Raw genomic sequence first — 21,848 nt, forward strand, 5'->3', positions numbered from 1 at the left:
TATAAAATTATTCAAAACATGGTCGAATTCGACCATAAAATTTTTCTTAAAAAAAATCAAATTAGTACAAAAATTATATAATGGATAGTAAGGAGGTTAATTTACAACTACGTAAAAAAGTTGGAGACAAAATACAACTTATCAGAAAGGATGAGTCATATGAAAAAATCGCTTCACGATGTAATTTAGATGCAAGTAAAATCAGCAAAATTGAAAAAGGACGGGTAGATTTTAGAATTAATACAATATTTGAAATCGCAAAAGGTCTCAGAGTTCATCCAAAGGAATTGCTAGATATAGAATTTAGCTTTGAAGATTACTACAAAGAAATTGATCATACATATAGAAGTACTTAACAATTATTAAGTTCAAATTGATTACTAATAAAATTGGAATTTTGAATGATTATTCGTATTGCTAATTATAATAATAGAATTATTCTTTATAATAATAGTCTAAAAATAAGTAAAAAATCTAATATCAATATTTCTGAAGTAATAAATAATACTAAAAAAAATTGAGTTTAAAAAAAATAGAATTTCCAGTTACTTTAAAAATTTCTTCGTCTGGAGATATGATACCATTACAATTTTTTGGTGAGGTTATTCCTTTGTCTAAGAGGATCCAATTTAAGTTAGGTTATTTTAGTTCATCTTCAATAAGCACTTTGTCTTATGGTTTTGCTCAATTTATTTATAATGGGGGTAAAATAGATTTTCTAATAAATCATTTTGTTTCTGAAAATGATTATAAATTAATTAATAATGAATTTGTTTTGGAACCTGATTTTTATAATTCAATTCAGCAAAATATCCTTAATGATATTGAGCGCCTTAACGATGTTCTAACAAAAAAACAGATTAAACATTTTTATAATTGTTTGCGATATTTGATTGACCATGATAGAATAAATATTATTCCAGTAACTACAAAAAACGGCGAAATTTCGCACTACAAAGAAGCTTTATTTTGGGATGATGAAGACAACCTAATTAATATTGTTGGTAGTTGTAATTTTACTTATAAAGGTATAGTTTGTAATGGGGAAAGCTTTGTAATTAATCGTTCGTGGGGAGAAGCTTCTGAAAGAGCCAATATTAAAAATGAAATCAAGGATTATGAAAAAATATTTAAAAAAGAATCAAAGGATTTTATTTATTTAAACCCTGAGAACCTTATCAATGTAATAAAACAAAAATCTATTTCACTTGATGAAAAGCAACTTTTAGATGAAGAGCTAAATCTTGTTGAATTGAATAGTGAAGTACATACAGAAGAAGAGCATAAAATTAAAAAAGTTACAGATGCTCTAAGAGAGAAATTTAACAAAACCGTTTTTAAAATTGTCAATGAACCACGATTTCCACCTCCTTATAAGCCTAGAGATTATCAAATGAATGCGTATAATAATTGGGTTGATAATCATTTCACTGGTGTTTTTGGTATGGCAACGGGAACTGGAAAAACAAAAACTTCACTCAATTGTGTGTTAAATGAATATAAAAAAACAAATACATATTTCACTATTATTTTAGTGCCTTCAATAGCGCTTCTTAATCAATGGGAAGAAGAAGTTTTATCTTTCAATTTTCTGAATATTATTAAAATTGGTGGAGGGAATAACTGGGAGAAGGAATTCTCAAATTACGTCAGTAATTTTTGCGGTGGTATCAAAAAGAACTTAGTGATTATATCTACCTATGCCAGTTTCACAACTTCCAGATTTCAAAAATATTTTAAAAAAATTGAAGAGGAATTTCTTTTAATTGCTGACGAAGCACATAATATGGGGGCGAATGATATCAAAAAATCCATAGCAAGTTCAAAAATTAAAAAAAAGATTGGTCTTTCAGCAACACCAAAACGAGTTTATGATCCTGAAGGAACTGAATTTATTGATCAATTCTTTAATGATAAAGAACCTTATACTTACAGTTTTTCTATGAGAGAAGCAATGTCTGAAGGGTTTTTAACAGATTACAAATACTATCCCATGATTGTTGAATTAAATGAGGATGAGCTTGAAGAATATATTGAAATTTCTAAAAAACTACTTCGTTATTTTGATTTTGAAAAAGGAGAATTCAAGAAAGACCCGATGGTTGAACGCCTTCTGCTAAAACGAAAAAACATTATTCATAAAGCAAATAATAAAATAGAAAGCTTTAAAAATATTCTTCTAGAACTTAAACATTTAAACAAAGTAAAATATATTTTCACCTATATTCCTGAAGGCTACATTTATGAAGAGGATGGTACTGCAGAAAGAATGCTTGATAAATTTCTAATTGCTGGTAATGAAGTAATTACGACGCTAAAGATGAATTCGTACATTGCCGATGGGCAAAACTTAAATGACATATTAAAAGGCTTTTCAGAAGGTAGGATTGATATGCTTTTTGCAATGAAAATGCTTGATGAGGGAGTTGACGTTCCGAGGGCTGAAATCGGTATTTTTGCAAGTTCTACCGGAAATCCTAGACAATTTATTCAAAGAAGAGGTCGCCTTTTAAGAACACATAAAGATAAAGCATATGCAACCATTTTCGACATGGTTGTTATTCCAAAGCTCAACGATAATAATGCAGAGCTTTATACTATGGAAAGAAATTTAGTAAAGAATGAATTGAGAAGGGTTGGTTATTTTGCAAGTTTAGCAATGAACTTTTACGACTCTAAAACTGCATTAGAAAATGTATGTTTTAAATACGATTTGGATTTGGACACAATAATTAACGAACTGTAAAAATGGATAGGAATCAAGTTTTAAGGGAGATATTGTCGGATGAGGAGCTTTGCAAAAAGTATAATATTAAAGATGTTGAAAAACTTACAACAAATGCGCCCTACTTTAATAAAACTATTGAGGTGTTGTCTGTTATTATTAATGAAAATGACAATAATTTAAGTGACTCTCAGATTTATAAGAAAATTAAAAACATTCATAACATAGGGTAAGATGGCATCAATTATAAATAGCATATCGTTTAAGAATTTTTTTAATTATTATGGTGACTATTATGACACGCGTTATGAATTTGAAGAGGGCGTAAATATTGTAGTCGCAGATAATGGCGCTGGAAAATCAAAATTTTTTAATGCTTTTCTCTGGCTATTTTATGACCAAGTTTTGGATTCAGATGATAAAATCAAAAAAGGGATCAAAGATATCGCTGTAAAAATCATTTCTGATAAAGCAAAAAGTGAAACTGCAATTGGAGATAATGTTGAAACCGGTATTCAAATTGAATATTCGACAGGCCGTTTTAAATACCAAATTACAAAATCATTTACTGCAACAAGATTGAGTAAAAAGATTACCAATTTCGATAGTTGGCAAATTACTGTTAATGATGTAGAGGTTAATCGAACTGATCATGTTCTTCCAAAATACACGCCTGTTTATGATGCTGATGAAAAAGCTAATATAATTAAGCAACTTATTCTTCCAACCTTACGTCAATATTCCTTTTTTCAAGGAGAAGAAGTTGACAGTATAATCGATTTTGGAAAGAAGTCGAGTATTGAAGAAGCAGTTCGTACATTGACAGATATTAGTAAGTATGAAGAGTTGGTTTTCTTAACTAAAGAGTTCAAAGACAAGGCTGAAAAAGATCTTAATAAACAAACTAAGGCAAATTCTGATCATAACGAAAGATTAGATAAAGCTATTCAAGTTAAACAGGATTTAGAAAATGCTTTATCCAATCAAGAAATTAAGCTTGCCGAATATGAAAAATTATATGATGATGCTGAGCAGGAAAAAAATGAGTTGGAGCAAAATTTTTCCAACGCAGAAAAACGAAATGATCTTGATAATAAAATAAAAGAAAAAAATAAAAGAACCAACGAAGTTGCAGAAGAGTATACAAACTTCCTGGAAACTATTAATAATCGGTTTTTTGATGGTAATTTTTCATGGATATCATTAGGTTTTGACAATGTGGTAGAGGATTTTCAATCGAAAATTCAACAATTTCGAGAATTTCATTTTGAAAAAAAGACATTAAAAAACATCAATGATCCAAATAAGCATTTCCATTTTTTGCCAATTGATTCGCCTGATACGGTTTCTTTAAAAAATATGATTGATCATGAACACTGTTATATATGCAATCGCCCTGCATTGATAGGATCCGAAGAGCATAACCATATCATAAAATTAAAGAATCGTCCGATTGAGGCAAAGAACGATATTGATTTTGTAAAAAATAATTTCAATAATTTCTTTGGTGATTTACAAATTAACGCCCAGCCATTTTACAATAAAATCTCTTCTATTGAGGATAGTATCTTAAAAACGCGTGAAAAGGAAATTGCACTCAATGAAAGGCTTACCAAATTAAAAAAGGAATTAAAATCATTAAAAGACCAGAGAAAAGACATTCTAATTGCGGGGAATGATAGTGAAGATTCTATGACGATTATTAATCGTTATAAAGGAGCAATAAGACGTATAGCAGATTCTTCATTTCAAATTGAAAAACTACAGGATAGTATAAAAAAATTAAAATCAAGCATTTTAAATACTGAAAGAGAGATTCAAGCCTTACGTCCAAGCAATATCCCTGAAGGATATTTACTTAATTATGAAATAAGCACCGACTTAGCATTAGCAACTGAAAATGCTAAAAATAGAGTCTTTGATAACATGGTGAATTTGTTGGAGAAATATGCCAATGAGCATTTTCAAAGTCTTATTAAGTATAATGATTTAGCCGGAGGTATATTGAAATTTGAAAAGTCACCATCAGGCTCTATCCTCTTTAACTATATAGATAGCACCGGTAACATTGTTCATGGAAGTTCTGAAGGATTTCAGCGTATGAAGAAGTTTTCTGTGGTTATGGCAGTAATCTCTGCAAATACAACTAAATATAATTATCCGCTATTGGCAGACGCACCACTTTCTGCGTTTGGCTCTGCTTTTACAGAGGGCTTTTTTGAGGCGGTTGGCGAAGTTTTTCCACAAAGTATTATTCTGGTCAATGACCTTTATGAAAATGATGACGAAATGAAGTTGAATGAGCTTGGCAAAAAAATTATTAGGAAGGATTTTATAAAAAGGGTTTACATCAACCAAATTGATAAAAACAAGGAGCAAATTGATCGGACAACTGATAAAATTAAATTGAAATAATGACAAGTCAAGAATTTAAATCACATATTCTAATTAAGCGTCCGCGTTATGCCAATTCTAGAATACCAGTTATTGAGGTTTTGGCAAATAAAGGAAGTAGAAGATCTGAATACAGCCAGTTTGGACCTATCTATGAATTGTATATGTACGCTTTCCTGCTTGGATTAAAGAAGGAAAGAAGACTGCCATTGCCACCACGAGATTTAACTTCCGATTTTGGTTTAGAAATCGGGAGATGGAAAAGAGAATCTAATCTTACGGATTTCCTACTTATGATTATTTTCACAAGAAATGAGGAAATAGGTTTTGATTGGAATGATTTGGAAGATATGGACGAAGCTGAAATAACTGCTGTCGTGTCAAAGATTATTACTTTTATGGAAGAGTATGCAAATGGCGGATTAGAGTATTTGCATGAGTTGTTAGATAAAGGACAGTTAACAAATTCTCATTATATGTTTATTGATATGTATAAGTAAAATATTATATAAATATGGACACAAAAAGTTTTCTGACTGCGTAATATTATAAATGACTAACTATGGCGAAAATAAATATTAAAACTTCAAAACCTGATAATCATTCTAGAGAATATCATTGTATTCATTCAATTCAAAAACTAAATTCTGAGTTCGATACAAATGTGTTAACGACAAATATTCCTGTATCACAATTACTAAAAAATAGAGATATACTTTTGGTTGATGATTTAAAAGGTGATGCAAGATGGGGAATGAATAAAATTATTCAACGTAATATTTCCTCTAAAAGAGTTGAGGAAATAAAAAGTGAATATTTGGAAGCGAGTAATAGAGCTATTAAATTTTTTCCGGCTATTACAGTAGTGTTATTGCCAAAATCTAACGGTGAACCAATTCAATACTTTACACATTCCGATTCCGATTTCGACAATATAGAAGGAATTAATGTCAATAAATCATATGAATCTGAAGAATATCTTCCTGATTTCCCTGTAATGCTAAAATGGGATAAAGACAATATTTCAGCATTGGTTATTGACGGACAGCATAGAGTTAGTGCAATCCGTAATTTTTACGAAGGTAAAAATGAAAGTTCCTATAATGGAATAAGTATTCCGGTCACCTTTGTGATTTTCAAAAATGAATCTAAAATTGATTTAATTCAAGCTACTAGGGCTTTATTTATTGATGTAAATAATACACCTAGATTGGTTTCAGAGGAGAAATTAATTTTTATTGATGATAGAAATATTCACAGAAGAATTACTGCAAAATCTTTTGGAGCAAATGATCCAGGAGATGATAATGAGGATTTCTATCAAAGAATGTTGCATGAAGAGGATTATTTACTTAGTGAAAACTGCTTCATTAATAGATACTTGATAGAGGAATCAGGTAAAGATGATGAAGAAAGTCGTGGTTTTCTATCAAATCATAAAACGCTTTTTCCATGGGAAATTTCTAATATAATGACAATACATAGAAATATTATTGGAAATATTTTACTAAAGCATAAAGATGTTGATAAAACAAGAGATATAAGAAGTATTTGTAATCAACTTAACTCAGTGATATTAGCAGAAATTGATAGTGCCGAATCACTTGAAGAAATTTCAAACACAAAGCTTAGGAACCTTATTGAAAGACTATCTAATGGTGGCTTAATTGATTCAGAGATAGAAATTTTTAACAATCTAATAAGAATAAAGACAAAAAATCTAGAAGAAATACAGCAAGCCCAAGGTGAATTTTTTATTGGTTCAATAGCCACAGATGAAGAAGAAAAAGACAGAGCTGATTTTGTTAACTTACTTCAAAATATTTACAATCAAGATTGTTCTAAAGATTCAGCTTTTGAGTTAAGCGCAAACAAGATAACTGAAATACTTCAAGAAAAATGCACTATTTATACGGAACTAATTACTACAACCTTAAATGAATTATGGTTTACCAAACAAATTAAAGATTCAATTTTAGAGTATAAGGATGAGAACAGGAAACTGATTTTTAATTTTATATTAAATGCCCATGAGTCCCTGAAAGTAGAGAATAATATTAGAAGAAGAAGTGATAAAGTCCAAAAGCAAATTAATCTTTTCTTAGAAGATATTACTGAAGATGTTGCTCAAAGAAAAAGAACGTTACAGGAATGGGTTTCAAAACTAGAAGGGATTCAAAATGGAAATCTACTTAGAACTGTTGTTGGTCAGGAGATGTTATTCCTCTACCTAACAGATCAAAACTCAAAGTTCAACTTAATAAAAATTAGTGAAGAAATTGAATTTATCAATTCTTTAGGTGCTATTTCTTTCTTTGATAGCACTTACAAATTGGAGATGAATTTCCTTGCCAAAGAAGAATTCAAAGTCACCGAATTTAATCAATGGTCGGAAATAATAATGAACGGTGATAATATGAAACCAGGAATAACAAATGCTACCAAAGGATCAAATTTAATTTCTGCAATAAAAAATGGAATAACAAATAGGACTACTGCAGGTAATAATTTACGTTTGTTGGATAGATTGCAAAAAGCATATGGTCAAGATATTATAAGTAGAATAACTAATGGAGAAAATAACAAATTGTTCTCAGTTTATTCATTTGCAAAGGGAAGTACTAATCTCACTAATTACTTAACACAAAATGATATTGAAACTATTAAGGAAGACTTCCCAACTGCAGAAAGTGTAACATTAAAAGCTAGAAACGTATTAATCAAACTCTTTGGAGGCATTGCACTAGAGCAAGTTGTTAATCATTTTAAATCAAAACTATGATACTCTATAAGTTCAGAAATTATACCGAAGCAACTAAAAAGAGAACCTTGGAAATTATAAATAAACAAGAACTTTTCTTTGCTGGAATAGAATCCTTTAATGATCCATTTGACGGAAGAGTACACTTACAATTTTATGGAAAAATTAACGAAATAAAAGCTGCTCAAATTCGCGCTCAGTATACCATGAATTTGAAAAAGGAAGACAAATTTGAGGGAATAACATTTGAGGCTGCTCAAAAGTTAGTTACTGAAAAAATAACTGATGAGTACATAATAAATCAAGAAGAAATTGGTGCTCGAATAAGTCGAATTCAAAAAGCACATAATTCGAAAGGTGTTTTAGCTCTTAGTTCTAAAAATGACAATATCTTGATGTGGTCACATTATACTTTTAATCACAAAGGAGTATGTTTTGGTTTTGAATTTAATTGTGATACTTTACCCAAAGCTAAAAAGGTAAAATATCAAACACACTACGATGATATTTGGGGATGGCTTTATACTGACGAAGAAATCGTAGATCGAATTTTATATTCTAAATCAATTGATTGGGTATACGAAGACGAGCATCGAATGGTAAGAGATACCATAGGAGTTGAAACTTTTTCCTTAGATTCATTAAAAGAAATTGTATTTGGTTCTATGATGAGTAGAGAAGATAAATTGGAAATAATCGATGAGTGTAAAAAAAATGGTCTAAATCCAATATTTAAACAAGCTATTCTGGATGTCAAACTTTTTAAAATAAATATTGAAGATTTCAAATAAATAAAATAAAATTTCTTTCTAGATCAATTTATATTTCAAAATCAAACTTAAGTTGATCTGGATCTTCAAAGTAAATCTCTTCATTTAATTCTTCGTCTATTTCCGCTTTAATCCTAAGATTATTTAGTAAGTTTAAAAGATCCTGACCAATTTTTGAATCTGCATAAGTAGATATTATAGGAAATACCAATGGTTTAAGTTTTACATATTCATGTTTTGCTTCTTCATCTCCGTTTTCCAAATAATAATACAAACCTTTACACATCGAATATCCATAATATGTATCGCCTAAGCTATACATGACACGCTCGCAAGCTGACTCTAATATGCTTTTATAGTCACTATCATTGTTAAAAATATTTTTTTTATAATCCTCATATTTTTCCATAAAACTGTAAGCAGAAGCATATGCAAGATATAGAGCTGCCTTACTAGCAACTTCATCATCTTTATGCAATAATAACCTTTCAAACAAGCCAATGTCTAAGAAGGAATTATCATAACTTTCGTATCCTTCTATTTCTCCATCAAAGATTTGAGCCATATAGGATTCTTCTGCTCCTAAATCTTCTAAACTATTATCGTATTTTAAAAGTACACCGATCCAAAATTCAAAATCAAGACTATTTTGAGTAATATCAATACTTTCAACATAAGCATAGATTAATTCACTAATCTCTGATTTTTCCATTGGCTTATTTTGATCAATCCCTATAAATTCAGTAAGATATATCTCTAGCCATTCAAAATCTAGCTTATTATTTAATTTAACCTGGTTCAAAATGGGCTGTTTTGTAAAACTCAGTAAACCTTTGTTTGAATCTTTAGATAGAATAGAAAATACAATTTTTAGATGCTCAAAATAATCAGGACAGCTAAGAAACCATTCAAGAGCACTTCTTCCAACTCTGGTTTGAATAGCTTCTTCTATCTCTTCAATTATTTTATAAAAATTTGTAGGCACTTTAAATATATTGTGCCATTCTTTGTGTAAAACAGCAATGGAATAATCTAGATCGTGGGTATAGTAAAAGGCAATTTCAGTAAAAGTTTCGCTTTTCAATTCTTGAAGAATTGCTGCCTCACACCATTTCCCCAAATTGATTGAATTAAATGATTCAGGAAGTGAAATAATCTTAGTCGGAGAGTCATGCTTATACAAAACTTCAGCCAAAGAGACCAATCCTCTTTGTAATTCCAACTCTTCAATTCGTGATCGATTACTTTTAGAAAGCAAACTCTTATGGATAAGCGATGTTCTATTGGCAAAGGCTGGTACAATTCCATTTGCATATTGTTCTGAAGCTAATCTTAAATAGTAAGGATCTTTTGGTAAATTTCCTCCTTCTTCAAACCGAACGTTAAACGCTTTTTCATATTTCAACTTCGCTTCGGCTATTTCTTCAGGATTAAACTTATCGATTTGTATTACTCCCAAATCCTTCGTACTTTTCAAGGGCTTTGAACATAACTTTCTAATTTGTTCTCTAGTGAGTTCTACTGAACTACAAACAAATTCGGGATTACCAGCGCCATCATAAAGTATTCTTTCCAAGGATGCACTTGTTGAACTGATGACAACTTTAATTCTTCCAGAATTTAACCGTCTACATTCTTCGTTTAAACGCAAAGGAGTATCAAACATTTCATTCCATCCGTCAATAACAATGACGAGATATTGATTAGATTTTTCTAAAATCGAATTCAGTCGTTGAGCTATTTGTACTATTGAAAAATTGCTGTTAAACGTCCACTGAAAATCGTCAATCAAAGCATTTAGTAAACCTTCTTTTAGAGAAATTGCAGGATAGAATACACAGGGTATATTTATACTCAGATAAGTATCAATTACGTTACAAACAAATGATGTTTTCCCATGTTGTGGAGGTCCTGTAATCAAAAGAACATCTCGCGTTTTTTTTCCGGTAAAGAGTTTCTCATCCAATTCATTTTTTGGACCAAGTCTGTCAACATATGTTTGCGGGATATATTTCTTTCCAGAAAACAAATCATCACTCTTCAGTAAAGACATCCTAAATTCAGCTTGACCTTTGCAAAATTCCAACAAGTTGTCTTCAGACAACGAGATAAGATAATTCAATGCCTCAGAATAAGCACCTATAACATCTCCAGTAACTTTGAATTGGTTTTCAACATATCTGTGAGTCGATGGAACCACTTTACCTGAAATTTCTTCTCCAGAAATTGTATCAAATATTAAAGTATGATTTCCATTAGTAAGAATGGTGAAAGGAGCTATTCCTCCTTCAGCTAAAGCCCTTGCATAAGATAATGCTTGAAATTTGTCATCTTGACGTAGATTGTGAGATGGTTTCTTGACTTCTATAATCAATAAATTGTCACCTCGATAATTTCTGACTAAAACATCAGATCTTGAATTAATGAAACGTGTTCCTCTTCCTAACCTAATTTTGATAGTAAATTCTATAAAGATTTCATCTGAAGTAATTGGGCAATCTTTTAGCCATTCATATACAACCTTGGTTCTTATATCGTCTTCAGACATATGCATTTCTTATAAATATAAATTCAAAATTTGAAGATTATTATTTATTTTCTCACTTAAAAAATCAAATCCATCAATATTAGAACGCTCATTTACTTCTTGATTTAAAAGTTTTAAACCATCATCTACGTGCATTTTTATATATCGGCCAATATCTTTATCAGTTTTGTATAAACCATAATGTACACAAAGTAAGCCAAGATACATGTCATAATAGTCACCGAAAAGAACTGATTTAGAGTATTCTTTACCACTAGAATCTTTGATGTAGTTTAAGTCTAATTTTTTATTTTGAGACAAAGAATAAGTATAAGCAATTCTGGCAATTACATTTTCAGCACCTAATCCTAGCTTGCGAGTTAACAAGGCTACAACCTCTTTATTTTCCTTACTTGTTTTAATTTGCGTAAACATCTTGCTCTTGTTTTAAGTGTATAAATAATTGGTCAACAGCATAGGGTTTAAAACTAGAACCATTGTTGTGGTTTTCGATAACAAAAACCTTATTTACATTTGGTTTTAAATAGTCATATTCCAATTCGGATAATTCTTTCTCTAATAAAGGGAATAATACAACTTGCTCTGAAATAGCCGGATAGAATTCTTTTATAATATTTTTGGAGTGGTATTTATCAAACTTCTGTAATGGACTATCTATAAATACGGGGAATTTAATTCCGGATTCATCCACTAAGGCTTTTAGTAAAGCTGTAGCGTATAATTGTTGTTCTCCCTTAGACAAAGAATCTTTGTCAATTATTTCATCATTTTTGTCTAATAAATCAATATCCATAACATCATCAACAACATTTACCCGAACATTGTAAATAAAGTCGTTTTTGTGCATGATTTTTTTAAGACCAAGCATGATGGATTTTTGCAACGAATATTTTTTGTCTTCTTTAATTTTTTGGATAATGGTATTAATCTTTATTAGTAGTTTTTCTGTTACCTCAAATTTCTTTTTATCAGTTTCGACTAATTTAAAATTTTTCTCGTATTCTGATAATACTTTTTTTGTTGAAGATAATCTGGTATTTAAACTATCATATTCTTCCATCAATTTTCCCTTGTCAAGAGTTAAGATAGTTATTCTATCTTCAGTTTCCGTTTTTTGTTCACGTAACTTTTTCGCCAAAGGATTGTCTTTTCTAGCCTCTGCTTGCTTGATTTGCTGAAGAATTTTAGAAAGGTAAATTCTATTATTTTTCTCTTCCTGTACAACCGAACTAAACTGGCTTGAAAAAGTACCTTTTATATTATTGAAAACAGCCTCAAAGTTTCTAAATTGTTCTGTTGTGTAATCTAAAAGTACTTTACCAGTATTAGGCTGTTTAATTCTTTCTTTTTCTGAAATAGTTTGTTTAAGTGCTTCCTCGACTTTAGATTTAGCTTTGCTATCTAAGTTTAAATCTTCTAATTTTTTTAATAAAATAGTCGAAAATGAGTTCAATTCTTCAACTAAAACCGCTTTATCTAAAGAATTATTGTTGGCATTTTGTTCAAAATCTAATTGCTCTTTAAGCTGTACTAATTTCTTACCTGCTATCACTAGAGGAGCAATATCCATTAGTTTTTTCAGTTTGTTTTTAATCTCGGTTGATTCTTCTTTAAAAATATCTCTTTCAGACTTCATTTTTTGAAGTTCTTCCAGAGTAATTCCATTTCCTTCACGAATTAACTTTTCCTGAATATTATCACTATTTAATCTGTGATTTGCAATTTCAAGGTCAATACTACTTCTCTTTTCCTGATTGAAATCAATTAATTTAGTTAATTCAGCTTCTGTATCAGTAAGCTCAAATAGTTTCGTTTGTTCTACCTGTGAAGCACCATTTCTACGAAGTTTAGTTAGCAAAGTCTCCAGATTCTTTTTTAAATCTTCATATTTTTTAATCCCTAATACTTCAGAATATGCCTTACTTAAATTTTTTAATTCGGCTTTGGATTTTGCTTCGGCTAATGATACTATTTTCTCAGCATCAAAAAAGAAGAATTTGGCAATTTCACGAGGTAATATAAAATCATTAATAAAAACTTCAAAACCAACTTCTTTAGTTAATTCATTTTCTAAACCATCAATTTTAATAGTTAAGTCTTCAATGTCAGTTTTAAGATTATATGATCTTTTAATTACGACTGATTTACAAGGGATAGAAGGTATTAAAATATCCTTCAATTCAATCTCAACAGAAAATACAGGATTAACTTTTCCGTTGTTCTCATAATCTGTTTTAATTTCTCTATTTAAAAGTAATTTGATAAACTTCTCATAACCACCTGCATTTTTTATATCTTTCTTGTATTTATCTTCAACCTCGCTCATCATTTTTCCATAAAAAACCCAGATAAGAGAAGTCAAAAAAGTGGTTTTACCAAAACCATTTTTACCAGCAATAATACTAATATTTTTCGAAGCATTTGGAGCAAAAAGTATTTCATTCTCCCCTTTGTAAATTCTGAAGTTTTGGAATTTTATTTTATTTATTTTCATAATCCATTCTCCTTTACAAAGCTTTCAATTCTTTTTTCGACATCATTATGAAGGCCATATTTACTAATCATTAATGTTTTGGTTTCTTGCAGAGCAATTAAGTTATCAATTAAATGATAATATCCAGGCTCTTCTTCACATACTTCGCGCAAGATTCTGCGTTCGGTATCATCAAGTGATTTGATATTATTTGTGCTTATTTCTTTATTGTAAATTTCTTTATATAAATCACCTACAGTATGATCAAAATATCCATCTCTATTCCAGGTTACTTGTATAGCAATAAGCTCCTGGTTGTTTATTAATGTTACATGCGGTCTTTCTATTTGAATTCCTTTTTGAACTAACAATAAGTCTTTTAAAATTTGGTATCTATACTCCCAAGTATATGTCCCATTATTTGTTCCATCATCACGAACAGCAACTTGATTGTTTCTTCTTACATCCATTCTGTTTTCAGAAATGTTCCTGCCTTCAACTAATCTATTTCTAAAAGCGAGTAAAGGCTTCATCCAGTTTTGACCGTTATCAACCAATGCAGTCATTGATTTATCATTTTTAACTACTGTACAGGTCCAACATCCAAATCTACTTTGACCACATGAACTATGTTCTCTATTAACAACTACAGTTGGGCATTCATAATCATCGGCACTAGCATCAGCATAAATCTTAAATAAAATGGAGTTATCAAATCCCCATGGAGATTTGACTGCATTTATTATATACCATATTTCTTCCAGCATCAAATCTCTAATCGGAGGATAAACGTAGGTATTGGCGGTGCTATTATGTTTAGATAATCTATTTCCTGTTACTTCATGTTTTTTCATTGAGCGTTCCCGGGCAGCACTTTCTTCATACCGTGTTCCAAGCAGAACTATTGCTTCTCCTTTTTCATCTATTTGTTCTAATAAAAAACTTGATGTAGGTCTTATCTTAAGTTTATCTGTACACCACCTAAAGGCATTATTTGGAACAGGATATCCTTTGCCTATAACATTTATCCAGAAAGTTTCTTCTAACTTTGGTACTGTTTTCTTTACAAATATTGGCAGGTTTTGATTTCTGGCTTCTTCGCTAATTTTTGAAAGAACATCGTCAACATAATTAGAGATGATTGGATTTTCCACCATCGTGTCGTTGCAAACAACATAAACAGGTCTTTTTAACTGAAATGGAAAAGGAAGATTTTCTCGGATTCTTAGTAATGCAATCCACACAAGCGTAAGTAGTACTGTTGAATCTTTTCCTCCGCTAAACCCAATAATCCAAGGTCTATCCGATTGATCAGCATATGCATATTGATCAATTATTTCATCTATTACAGCCTCAATTCTTTTACTTTTTATAGGAGTCATCGTTATTATCTAATTGTCTTTAAATTTAAAAAAAAAATAAAGTATTACTGCGCAAATTTAGACTTAATATAAACAAATTTACACTATTGTTTTATTTTTATTTAGATCCACCAATCACTACAATTCCTAGTATTTTCTAACTTTCTATATTTCTGAATGTTAAAAACTCACTTAATGAAAATAAAGTTTCACAGTTTAAGCTCTTGTTATAAGTAGTATTCTAGGCTTTGAATTTTAAACCTGAAAACAAGTAATTTTACTTATAGCAATTAATTTTAAAAGGACTAATTTGCCCTTTTTAATTTACAATTATGGAAAACCGTAAAATAATATAAAACCGTTTTTATATGTTTGGCTACAGAGCTATCTAGGAGAGATCAAAACTATGAAGCAATTAAATATTTTGCAAATTATTAATATCTAACAATCAAATTATTTTTTTTAAGATTTATGAATAAAAACAATGACACCTTCAAACCATCCAATGACCGAATAGTCTGGATATTTCTAATTATTGCTCTCTTATTAGTTTTATTTTCATTTTTTGCCCCTTGGTTGTTTGTAGCAGAAGCAAAGAATAAGGATTTAAATTTTACCGCTACAGGAAATATAGGAGATACTATTGGAGGTTTAATGAATCCATTTGTAGCTATAGCCGGGATTTTAGTGACTTTCCTTGCTTTCTATATTCAGTTTTCTTTCAACAAATTTCAAATTAATTTATTTAAGCATCAATGGGATGATACTCAAGAGAAATATGAAAAAGATAAATTTGAAAATCAGTTCTATGAAATGCTCAGATTACATAAAGAAAATGTCAACGACCTTACATTAACTACAAAAAAAATTATAGTTCACTCACAGGATAATACAGAAATTGTAGAAAATACTTTTTCCGGTCGGAGAGTCTTTGAATATATAATAAATGAAATGGAGCTTATTCTTATTGTAGCAATAGCTAGTTTCAAAGATGAAGGATTAAGTGATAAAAAATTAATTAATGAGGCATATGGAGTATTGTTTCATGGTCTGCATAGTTTTGATTTAGGAAAGCATAAGTTTTTTGAAAATTTAAAGATCTTACAGATAAATATTGATACACTGAATTATGAGAACTTTAATAAATCATTAAGTGAGATATCTGGAGAAAAAGTATCTATTGCACATAAAATAGATTATCCAATTTTTAAGGGATATTCATCTCAATTAGGACATTACTACAGACATCTATACCAAACAGTAAAATTTGTAGTTTCACAATCTGAGGACAGAGTGACGTATGAAGAAAAAAGGAATTTATTAAGAATTTTACGTGCTCAGATGTCTGATATTGAGCAAGCTTTATTGTTTTACAACTGGTATTCCGGATTTGGAAAACAATGGGAGGATGAAACTAATAAGTACTTTACTGATTATAGAATGATACATAACTTGTATGATGATTTACTCCACTTAGGAATTAAGTTAGAGGATATTTTCAATTTCACTTCAGGCTATAGAAAAGAAAAGGACAGGGAAAATGACTCTTTATTTCAATCTCAGGATTGGTAAGGGTACTATGATTGATATCGGATATTTCTAAATTTTTCTGGTTATTGAATACGAACTTTTTTTAGGATAAAATATTGGCTATAATAATTTGCAAAACATAAAAGGTTTAGAGTTGTAATTACATGGCTTTAAAAATAGAACATAAATGGATACCAGCAATGTACGTAAATTACTCTCCCTAAATAATTCCTACCAAAACTGGATTATTGAGGATGCGAAAATAAAGTTTTCAAAATCAAAAGTATTATTAGAGAACTTTTATAATATTTACAAAAAAGAAATCGATAAACTGCCCTATAGGTTAAATTTACTTGATGATTTATCTACTAATGAAAATGCACATAGCAAGTTTTTAATTCGGCTTTTGCAATACCAGCCTGCACTTATAGATTTTTTACAATTTATCAATAGCAATAATAAGCATCTCTTTTCTTTTAATATTGATGATATTAAAAAACCGATATTAACTTATGAAAAAATGAGAATTGATGGACTAATTAGAGAAAATAGTAAGTATGCAATTATTATAGAAAATAAAATACATAATGCAGTTGAGCAAAAACATCAGATTGGCAGGTATATTGAAAAATGTAAGACTTTAGGATTTAAAATTGAACAAATATTTGTCCTCTATTTAACAAGAACTGAAGGAGATCATCATTCTGAACAAACTTGGGGGGACAAGTATGAATTAGTAGATTTTCAGACAAGATATTCTAAAATATCATATAAATCAAATATACTTCCCTGGCTAGAAAGTTATTCAGAAGTTTTGTCACCAAAGGAAGAATTAATAAAAAGTGCTGTTGTACAGTATATAGACCATCTAAAACATTTTTTCAATAAAAAAGAAATATATAAAAATATGAACTTAGAACTTCAAAATTTTTTAGCTACAGAATTAGGTTTTAGTATCGATAATGCGGAAAACATTGAAATAGTTGACCAGAAAATTAATGAAATTAATAAATTAAAAGAACAACTGGAAGAGTTGGAAAAGGATTCAAAGATTAAGTTGTTTAAAGAATGGGAAAGCAATTTAGCTGTACGTTTTGATTTTGAAGAAAAACAAATATTTAATCAGTCTAAAGATTCATTCATAAAAACAGGCGTGAATTTGTTTTATAATGGGCGGCCTTTTTCCGTTTTAATAGAACATAATTTTAATTCTACATATTTTGGATTTGGAAGACATTTTGCAAGTCAGGCTCTAGACCCTGAAATACATGATTTTTTAGAATCTATAATAAAAAAAGAATCATTGCAAGCAGAAGTGCCATGGTGGTATGGTTGGAAGCATACAACATTTAATGATGGATATTTGGAGTTAGAAAATTTATTAAAATTAGTATTGGAAAAAATTAATTTAATAAAATGAATCTAACGGATTTTATCTTGCCATAATAAAATTTGGCATGTTGATTTATAGTATAGTAACAAAATCAATATGAATTTCTATATTAATAAATATTTTGAAAATGTTTTATAGAAAGTATAAACTAATTAAATTAGAATGACACCATCAGAAAAATATGTAGCTGAATTATGCGAAAAATCTTTTTTGCCATTTTGGAGCTTCGCTAATCCAATTGGAAAAAAAGGCAAGGAACTCTGTGATGTTTTAGTTGTTTGTGGAAATATTATAGTTATAATTTCCGTTAAGGATATTAGGGTCTCTGAAAATAACGATGCATTAGTTCAATATGAAAGATGGGTGAAAAAGGCAATACATGATTCTATTGACCAAATACATGGAGCAGAACGGTATCTAAATGGAGTAGACGAAGTATTACTCAAAAATAAAAGAACTAATGTGAAACTTCCGGATAAAAAAAATAGAGAAATACATAGAATCGCTATTGCATTTGGAAGTCCAGCAAACTTTCCCTTACCAACTGGCGAATTTGACAAAGGCTATGTTCATGTATTTGATGAGACATCAACTTCAACAATCATAACTGAATTAGATACCATTGTAGATTTTACCAATTATTTGACTGCAAAGAGAAAATTTGTTGCGAATAAAACTTTGTTAATGGCAAATGAAGTCGATTTTTTAGCATATTATATTCAGACAGGCTTAGAGGATGATATCCCTTCAAATGCAGTAATTTCAGGAGAAAATCTTTGGGACGATTACATTAATAGTAATGAATATGCTAAGTGGCAGGATGATGTTAGAGTGAGCTATATCTGGGATGATATGATACATCATGTTCATAATTATCATATAGCAGATTCTACCTCTAACGAAAAGAGAGATGAAATAGAAGAAGCTATTAGGGCAATTAATTTTGAGCCACGAATAAATAGAATTGAACTCGGAAGTGTTTTAAATAATGCAATTGAAAGAAAGCTAAAAGCTAGAATACTTAAACCTATTAATAATGCGGAACATGCTTATGTCTTTATGCCATTAACGGATAAGAATTGGAAAGAAAAGCAAGCAGAATTAGAATTAAGATGTACAGTTGCTAGATATGAAAACCCAACAGCGAAGAAAATTATTGGAATTTCCATTGGAAGCAATTCTGATGGCGATAGCTGTTTTGATATTTGTTCTCTTTATATCCCCGAGATAGATGAAGATTTTATACGCGAAGTGATGGAAATAAAAAAAGAACTAGGTTATTTTACTAATACAATTGTTTCCAATAGCGTGGATTTTCGTAAATAAAATATATTGCATCATTATGTTTCGCTCTGATAGAGCATAATGAATATAACAGTAAGATTTTAGAAGATAAAGAATAGGGGTACAGTTTCCTTTTTAATGATCAGGGAGAATTTCTTTCTAATTAAAAAAAACTTAGTTTATTCAGAAACTAAGCCTGTCTAATAAAGTTTAAATGATTGACTTTTAGAAAGTAAATATGTTGTTTTGTGAAATAAAATAGATGCTTTGTTCCATATTTGTACCATTGCGATGTAATTTATTGATAATCAGGTATTGTTATTTTTGAAGAAGTAAAATAAGTATTAAAGTTTTTAGTACTAACTATTAAGAGAACCGGATCAGAAATGATCCGGTTTTTTTGTTGCAATAATTAAAGAAAGGTTTCTTGTGTCAATTCTTTTAATTTTTATATTTATAAGAAATTACTTTTTTTTTGATAATTCTAAAGTTTAATAAAGATTTAAAATACATATGATATGAAAATCACTGAGATTAATGCCACAGCTAAAGCTAAAAACAAAATAAAAAATATAGCTAAAAATCATAATCTTAATTATGATTTAGTTTATTTTATTTTTTGCTTTCAATGGAATTATGATGGAGTTGAAGGAAGATGGGTTGATGAGGTTGATGAGGATGAAGAATATAAAAACCGATACAAATTTATTTATGAGAGTTTAAAATTAACTGAGGAAAACCTTGATAAAAAACAAGTTGTAGATCAAATTTACAATCAGCTAAAAAAAATAGATCATGCAGTACTAAATAAAAACTTTAGATTCGGGGCAACGCATAGTAATTATTGCTTGGTTTCTGAATATGCTTCATTCTACTATTTGTCGAATGCAACAAAAGCAAATTTAGATACTTTGGAATGGAGATCAGAAGAGCTAAAAAAAGAAGATATAGTTATGCAGTTGTTTCTAAAGATATTTAGAGGAGGTTCGGTCGATAGGTACAGTCTGGAATATTTATATGCAGATTTGGTGATAAATTTGCCTTACGAGAATCAAATAATAAAAGGTGATGACTGGATAGATCATTTTGTGAAATCAGTAAGTGAAAACAGAGAAAAAACAACGCTTACCGGATTAATCAATATAATAAAAGGTTTCTGTAAAGGAAATAAATATTTTTTAAAGACTGTTCTTGAAGCGTTATCTTATTCTAATAAACTAAAGGTTGAAAATCATGCTGTAAATGATATTTTTTTACCGGATTTTAGAAATAAATTATCTCCTCATTTTAATTCTAATGAATGGACGTATCCTTTGCGATTTTGGAATCTATCAAATAAATAAAAATATCATTCAATGTTCTATAAAAACCGGGTCATAAATGATCCGGTTTTTTTTGAATTACTAACAATATCTTCATATCAAAACTGATAATTGTCATTTCCTATCCCGATTCTTTTTCGTAATATTACTATTGTAAATTTTTTTGAATGAGAAAGATCAAATACAAAGAAGGACGTAAACTGCAGCCTACTAGTTTAGAATATACAGGATCCCACAAAGACCATGAAACAGAAATGCAGCTTTTTGTATATGATGATGGTGATGTTGTTGAATATGAGAAATTTACGGTTTTAGCTTTGAATTCCTGTTTTGATTATACCAGAAACAACTGGCTCAATATTCACGGATTAAATGATATTGGCTTAATTAAAACCATCGGGCAATATTTTAAGGTTGACGATTTTTTGCTTGCCGATATTTTAAACACCACTAAAAGAACGAAACTTGAAGAGCAAAAAGATGTTTTATTTTTTAACATAAAATCGCTATTGCCTTCAGAATATTCAGATGGACTTAAAGTAGAACAGCTTAGTTTTATTCTCAAAGACGGAATCCTGATTTCGTTTCAGGAAAAACGAAGCGATTTCTTTACTCATATTCGCGAGCGTCTGCGTACACATGCCGGAATCGTGCGAACTAAAAAGGTAGATTATCTCCTTTATTTATTATTAGACGCTGTAATGGAAAATTTTTATATTACAATAGAAGATGAAGAAAATAATATTGAAGAATTAATCGATTTAACCAAAAAAGGCGCTGATCCGGTTATTTTAGAGAAAATTGAAAATCATCGCGATAATTTTAATTTCTTAAAGCGTTCTATCGTTCCGCTTCGGGATTCTTTGTATTATCTTAAAACAATTAAAGATGATGATGAGGCAAACGGTCTTATTCAAAAAGAAACATTTAATTTCTTTGTCAGACTGCACCAAAAAAGCTTAGAGCTTTTAGAGCAGATTGAGTCGGATATGAGTTCATTGGAAAGCGCTTCAAATTTCTATTTTTCTGAACAGAGCAGGAAAATGAACGAAATTATGAAAACACTGACCATCATTTCGGCCATCTTTATTCCGCTTACTTTTATTGTTGGAGTCTACGGGATGAATTTTGAAAACATGCCCGAACTTAAAACAGAAAATGGCTATTTTATAGTCATGGGAACCATGTTTTTGTTAGTCATTGCTTTGATTATCTATTTCAAAAAAAGACGTTGGTTTTAGCCTTTACATTAAAAATTACAATCCAATATATTTAGATTCAAAATAT

16 protein-coding genes are annotated in these 21,848 nt (G+C 29.7%); 12 read left to right on the plus strand and 4 right to left on the minus strand.

Translation table 11 applies throughout. From position 1 onward, the window contains the following. Window positions 1-80: 80 nt before the first annotated feature. The 7 genes from GXM16_RS12420 (at window position 81) to GXM16_RS12450 (ending at window position 8,671) form a co-directional block, all read left to right on the plus strand. Window positions 81-356: a helix-turn-helix domain-containing protein gene (locus tag GXM16_RS12420; RefSeq protein ID WP_163394757.1), complete on the plus strand. Its 276-nt coding sequence runs from the start codon at window positions 81-83 to the stop codon at window positions 354-356. A 161-nt stretch (window positions 357-517) separates the two neighbouring features. Then, window positions 518-2,746, plus strand: coding sequence for a DEAD/DEAH box helicase family protein (locus tag GXM16_RS12425; protein ID WP_163394758.1), 2,229 nt, complete (start codon window positions 518-520; stop codon window positions 2,744-2,746). A gap of 2 nt (window positions 2,747-2,748) precedes the next feature. After that, window positions 2,749-2,958, plus strand: coding sequence for a hypothetical protein (locus GXM16_RS12430; RefSeq protein WP_163394759.1), 210 nt, complete (start codon window positions 2,749-2,751; stop codon window positions 2,956-2,958). Window position 2,959: 1 nt separating this feature from the next. Next, on the plus strand, window positions 2,960-5,140 hold the full coding sequence (locus tag GXM16_RS12435) for an AAA family ATPase (RefSeq protein ID WP_163394760.1): 2,181 nt from the start codon (window positions 2,960-2,962) through the stop codon (window positions 5,138-5,140). Then, the gene (locus GXM16_RS22850) at window positions 5,140-5,619 is read left to right on the plus strand and encodes a hypothetical protein (RefSeq protein ID WP_229684339.1); all 480 of its coding nucleotides are present in this window, start codon (window positions 5,140-5,142) and stop codon (window positions 5,617-5,619) included. The genes GXM16_RS12435 and GXM16_RS22850 overlap by 1 nt, the downstream gene beginning before the upstream one ends. Before the next feature lie 62 nt (window positions 5,620-5,681). Then, complete coding sequence (locus GXM16_RS12445; RefSeq protein WP_163394761.1) at window positions 5,682-7,901, plus strand: ParB N-terminal domain-containing protein; 2,220 nt, start codon at window positions 5,682-5,684, stop codon at window positions 7,899-7,901. 47 nt (window positions 7,902-7,948) lie between these two features. After that, window positions 7,949-8,671 carry a DUF2971 domain-containing protein gene (locus GXM16_RS12450; RefSeq protein ID WP_163394762.1) on the plus strand — a complete coding sequence of 241 codons (723 nt, stop codon included), beginning with the start codon at window positions 7,949-7,951 and terminating at the stop codon, window positions 8,669-8,671. 28 nt (window positions 8,672-8,699) lie between these two features. On the opposite strand, the gene GXM16_RS12455 is transcribed toward GXM16_RS12450, so the two are convergent. Genes GXM16_RS12455 through dndC form a run of 4 tightly spaced genes read right to left on the minus strand, consistent with a single transcriptional unit; the run spans window position 8,700 to window position 15,053 of the window. Continuing rightward, entirely contained in the window at window positions 8,700-11,198 is a 2,499-nt protein-coding gene (locus GXM16_RS12455) for a type I restriction enzyme HsdR N-terminal domain-containing protein (protein WP_163394763.1), read from the minus strand. A gap of 9 nt (window positions 11,199-11,207) precedes the next feature. Next, window positions 11,208-11,612, minus strand: coding sequence for a DndE family protein (locus GXM16_RS12460; RefSeq protein ID WP_163394764.1), 405 nt, complete (start codon window positions 11,610-11,612; stop codon window positions 11,208-11,210). Next, the gene (gene dndD / locus GXM16_RS12465) at window positions 11,596-13,692 is read right to left on the minus strand and encodes a DNA sulfur modification protein DndD (RefSeq protein WP_163394765.1); all 2,097 of its coding nucleotides are present in this window, start codon (window positions 13,690-13,692) and stop codon (window positions 11,596-11,598) included. Before dndD ends, GXM16_RS12460 begins: the two co-directional genes overlap by 17 nt. Then, window positions 13,689-15,053 carry a DNA phosphorothioation system sulfurtransferase DndC gene (gene dndC / locus GXM16_RS12470; RefSeq protein ID WP_188726543.1) on the minus strand — a complete coding sequence of 455 codons (1,365 nt, stop codon included), beginning with the start codon at window positions 15,051-15,053 and terminating at the stop codon, window positions 13,689-13,691. Before dndC ends, dndD begins: the two co-directional genes overlap by 4 nt. A 450-nt stretch (window positions 15,054-15,503) precedes the next feature. Here dndC and GXM16_RS12475 point away from each other — a divergent pair, with 450 nt between their 5' ends. The 5 genes from GXM16_RS12475 (at window position 15,504) to corA (ending at window position 21,802) form a co-directional block, all read left to right on the plus strand. Continuing rightward, window positions 15,504-16,604 carry a putative phage abortive infection protein gene (locus GXM16_RS12475; protein WP_163394766.1) on the plus strand — a complete coding sequence of 367 codons (1,101 nt, stop codon included), beginning with the start codon at window positions 15,504-15,506 and terminating at the stop codon, window positions 16,602-16,604. Window positions 16,605-16,749: 145 nt separating this feature from the next. Continuing rightward, window positions 16,750-17,982 carry a PDDEXK-like family protein gene (locus tag GXM16_RS12480; RefSeq protein WP_163394767.1) on the plus strand — a complete coding sequence of 411 codons (1,233 nt, stop codon included), beginning with the start codon at window positions 16,750-16,752 and terminating at the stop codon, window positions 17,980-17,982. Window positions 17,983-18,117: 135 nt separating this feature from the next. Continuing rightward, complete coding sequence (locus tag GXM16_RS22855) at window positions 18,118-19,281, plus strand: hypothetical protein (RefSeq protein WP_229684338.1); 1,164 nt, start codon at window positions 18,118-18,120, stop codon at window positions 19,279-19,281. Between the two features lie 476 nt (window positions 19,282-19,757). Then, the gene (locus tag GXM16_RS12495) at window positions 19,758-20,582 is read left to right on the plus strand and encodes a hypothetical protein (protein ID WP_163394768.1); all 825 of its coding nucleotides are present in this window, start codon (window positions 19,758-19,760) and stop codon (window positions 20,580-20,582) included. A gap of 146 nt (window positions 20,583-20,728) precedes the next feature. Further along, window positions 20,729-21,802 carry a magnesium/cobalt transporter CorA gene (gene corA, locus GXM16_RS12500; RefSeq protein ID WP_163394769.1) on the plus strand — a complete coding sequence of 358 codons (1,074 nt, stop codon included), beginning with the start codon at window positions 20,729-20,731 and terminating at the stop codon, window positions 21,800-21,802. The last annotated feature ends 46 nt before the right edge of the window (window positions 21,803-21,848 follow it).

Source organism: Flavobacterium limi (assembly GCF_010645075.1).
Lineage (GTDB): Bacteria > Bacteroidota > Bacteroidia > Flavobacteriales > Flavobacteriaceae > Flavobacterium > Flavobacterium limi.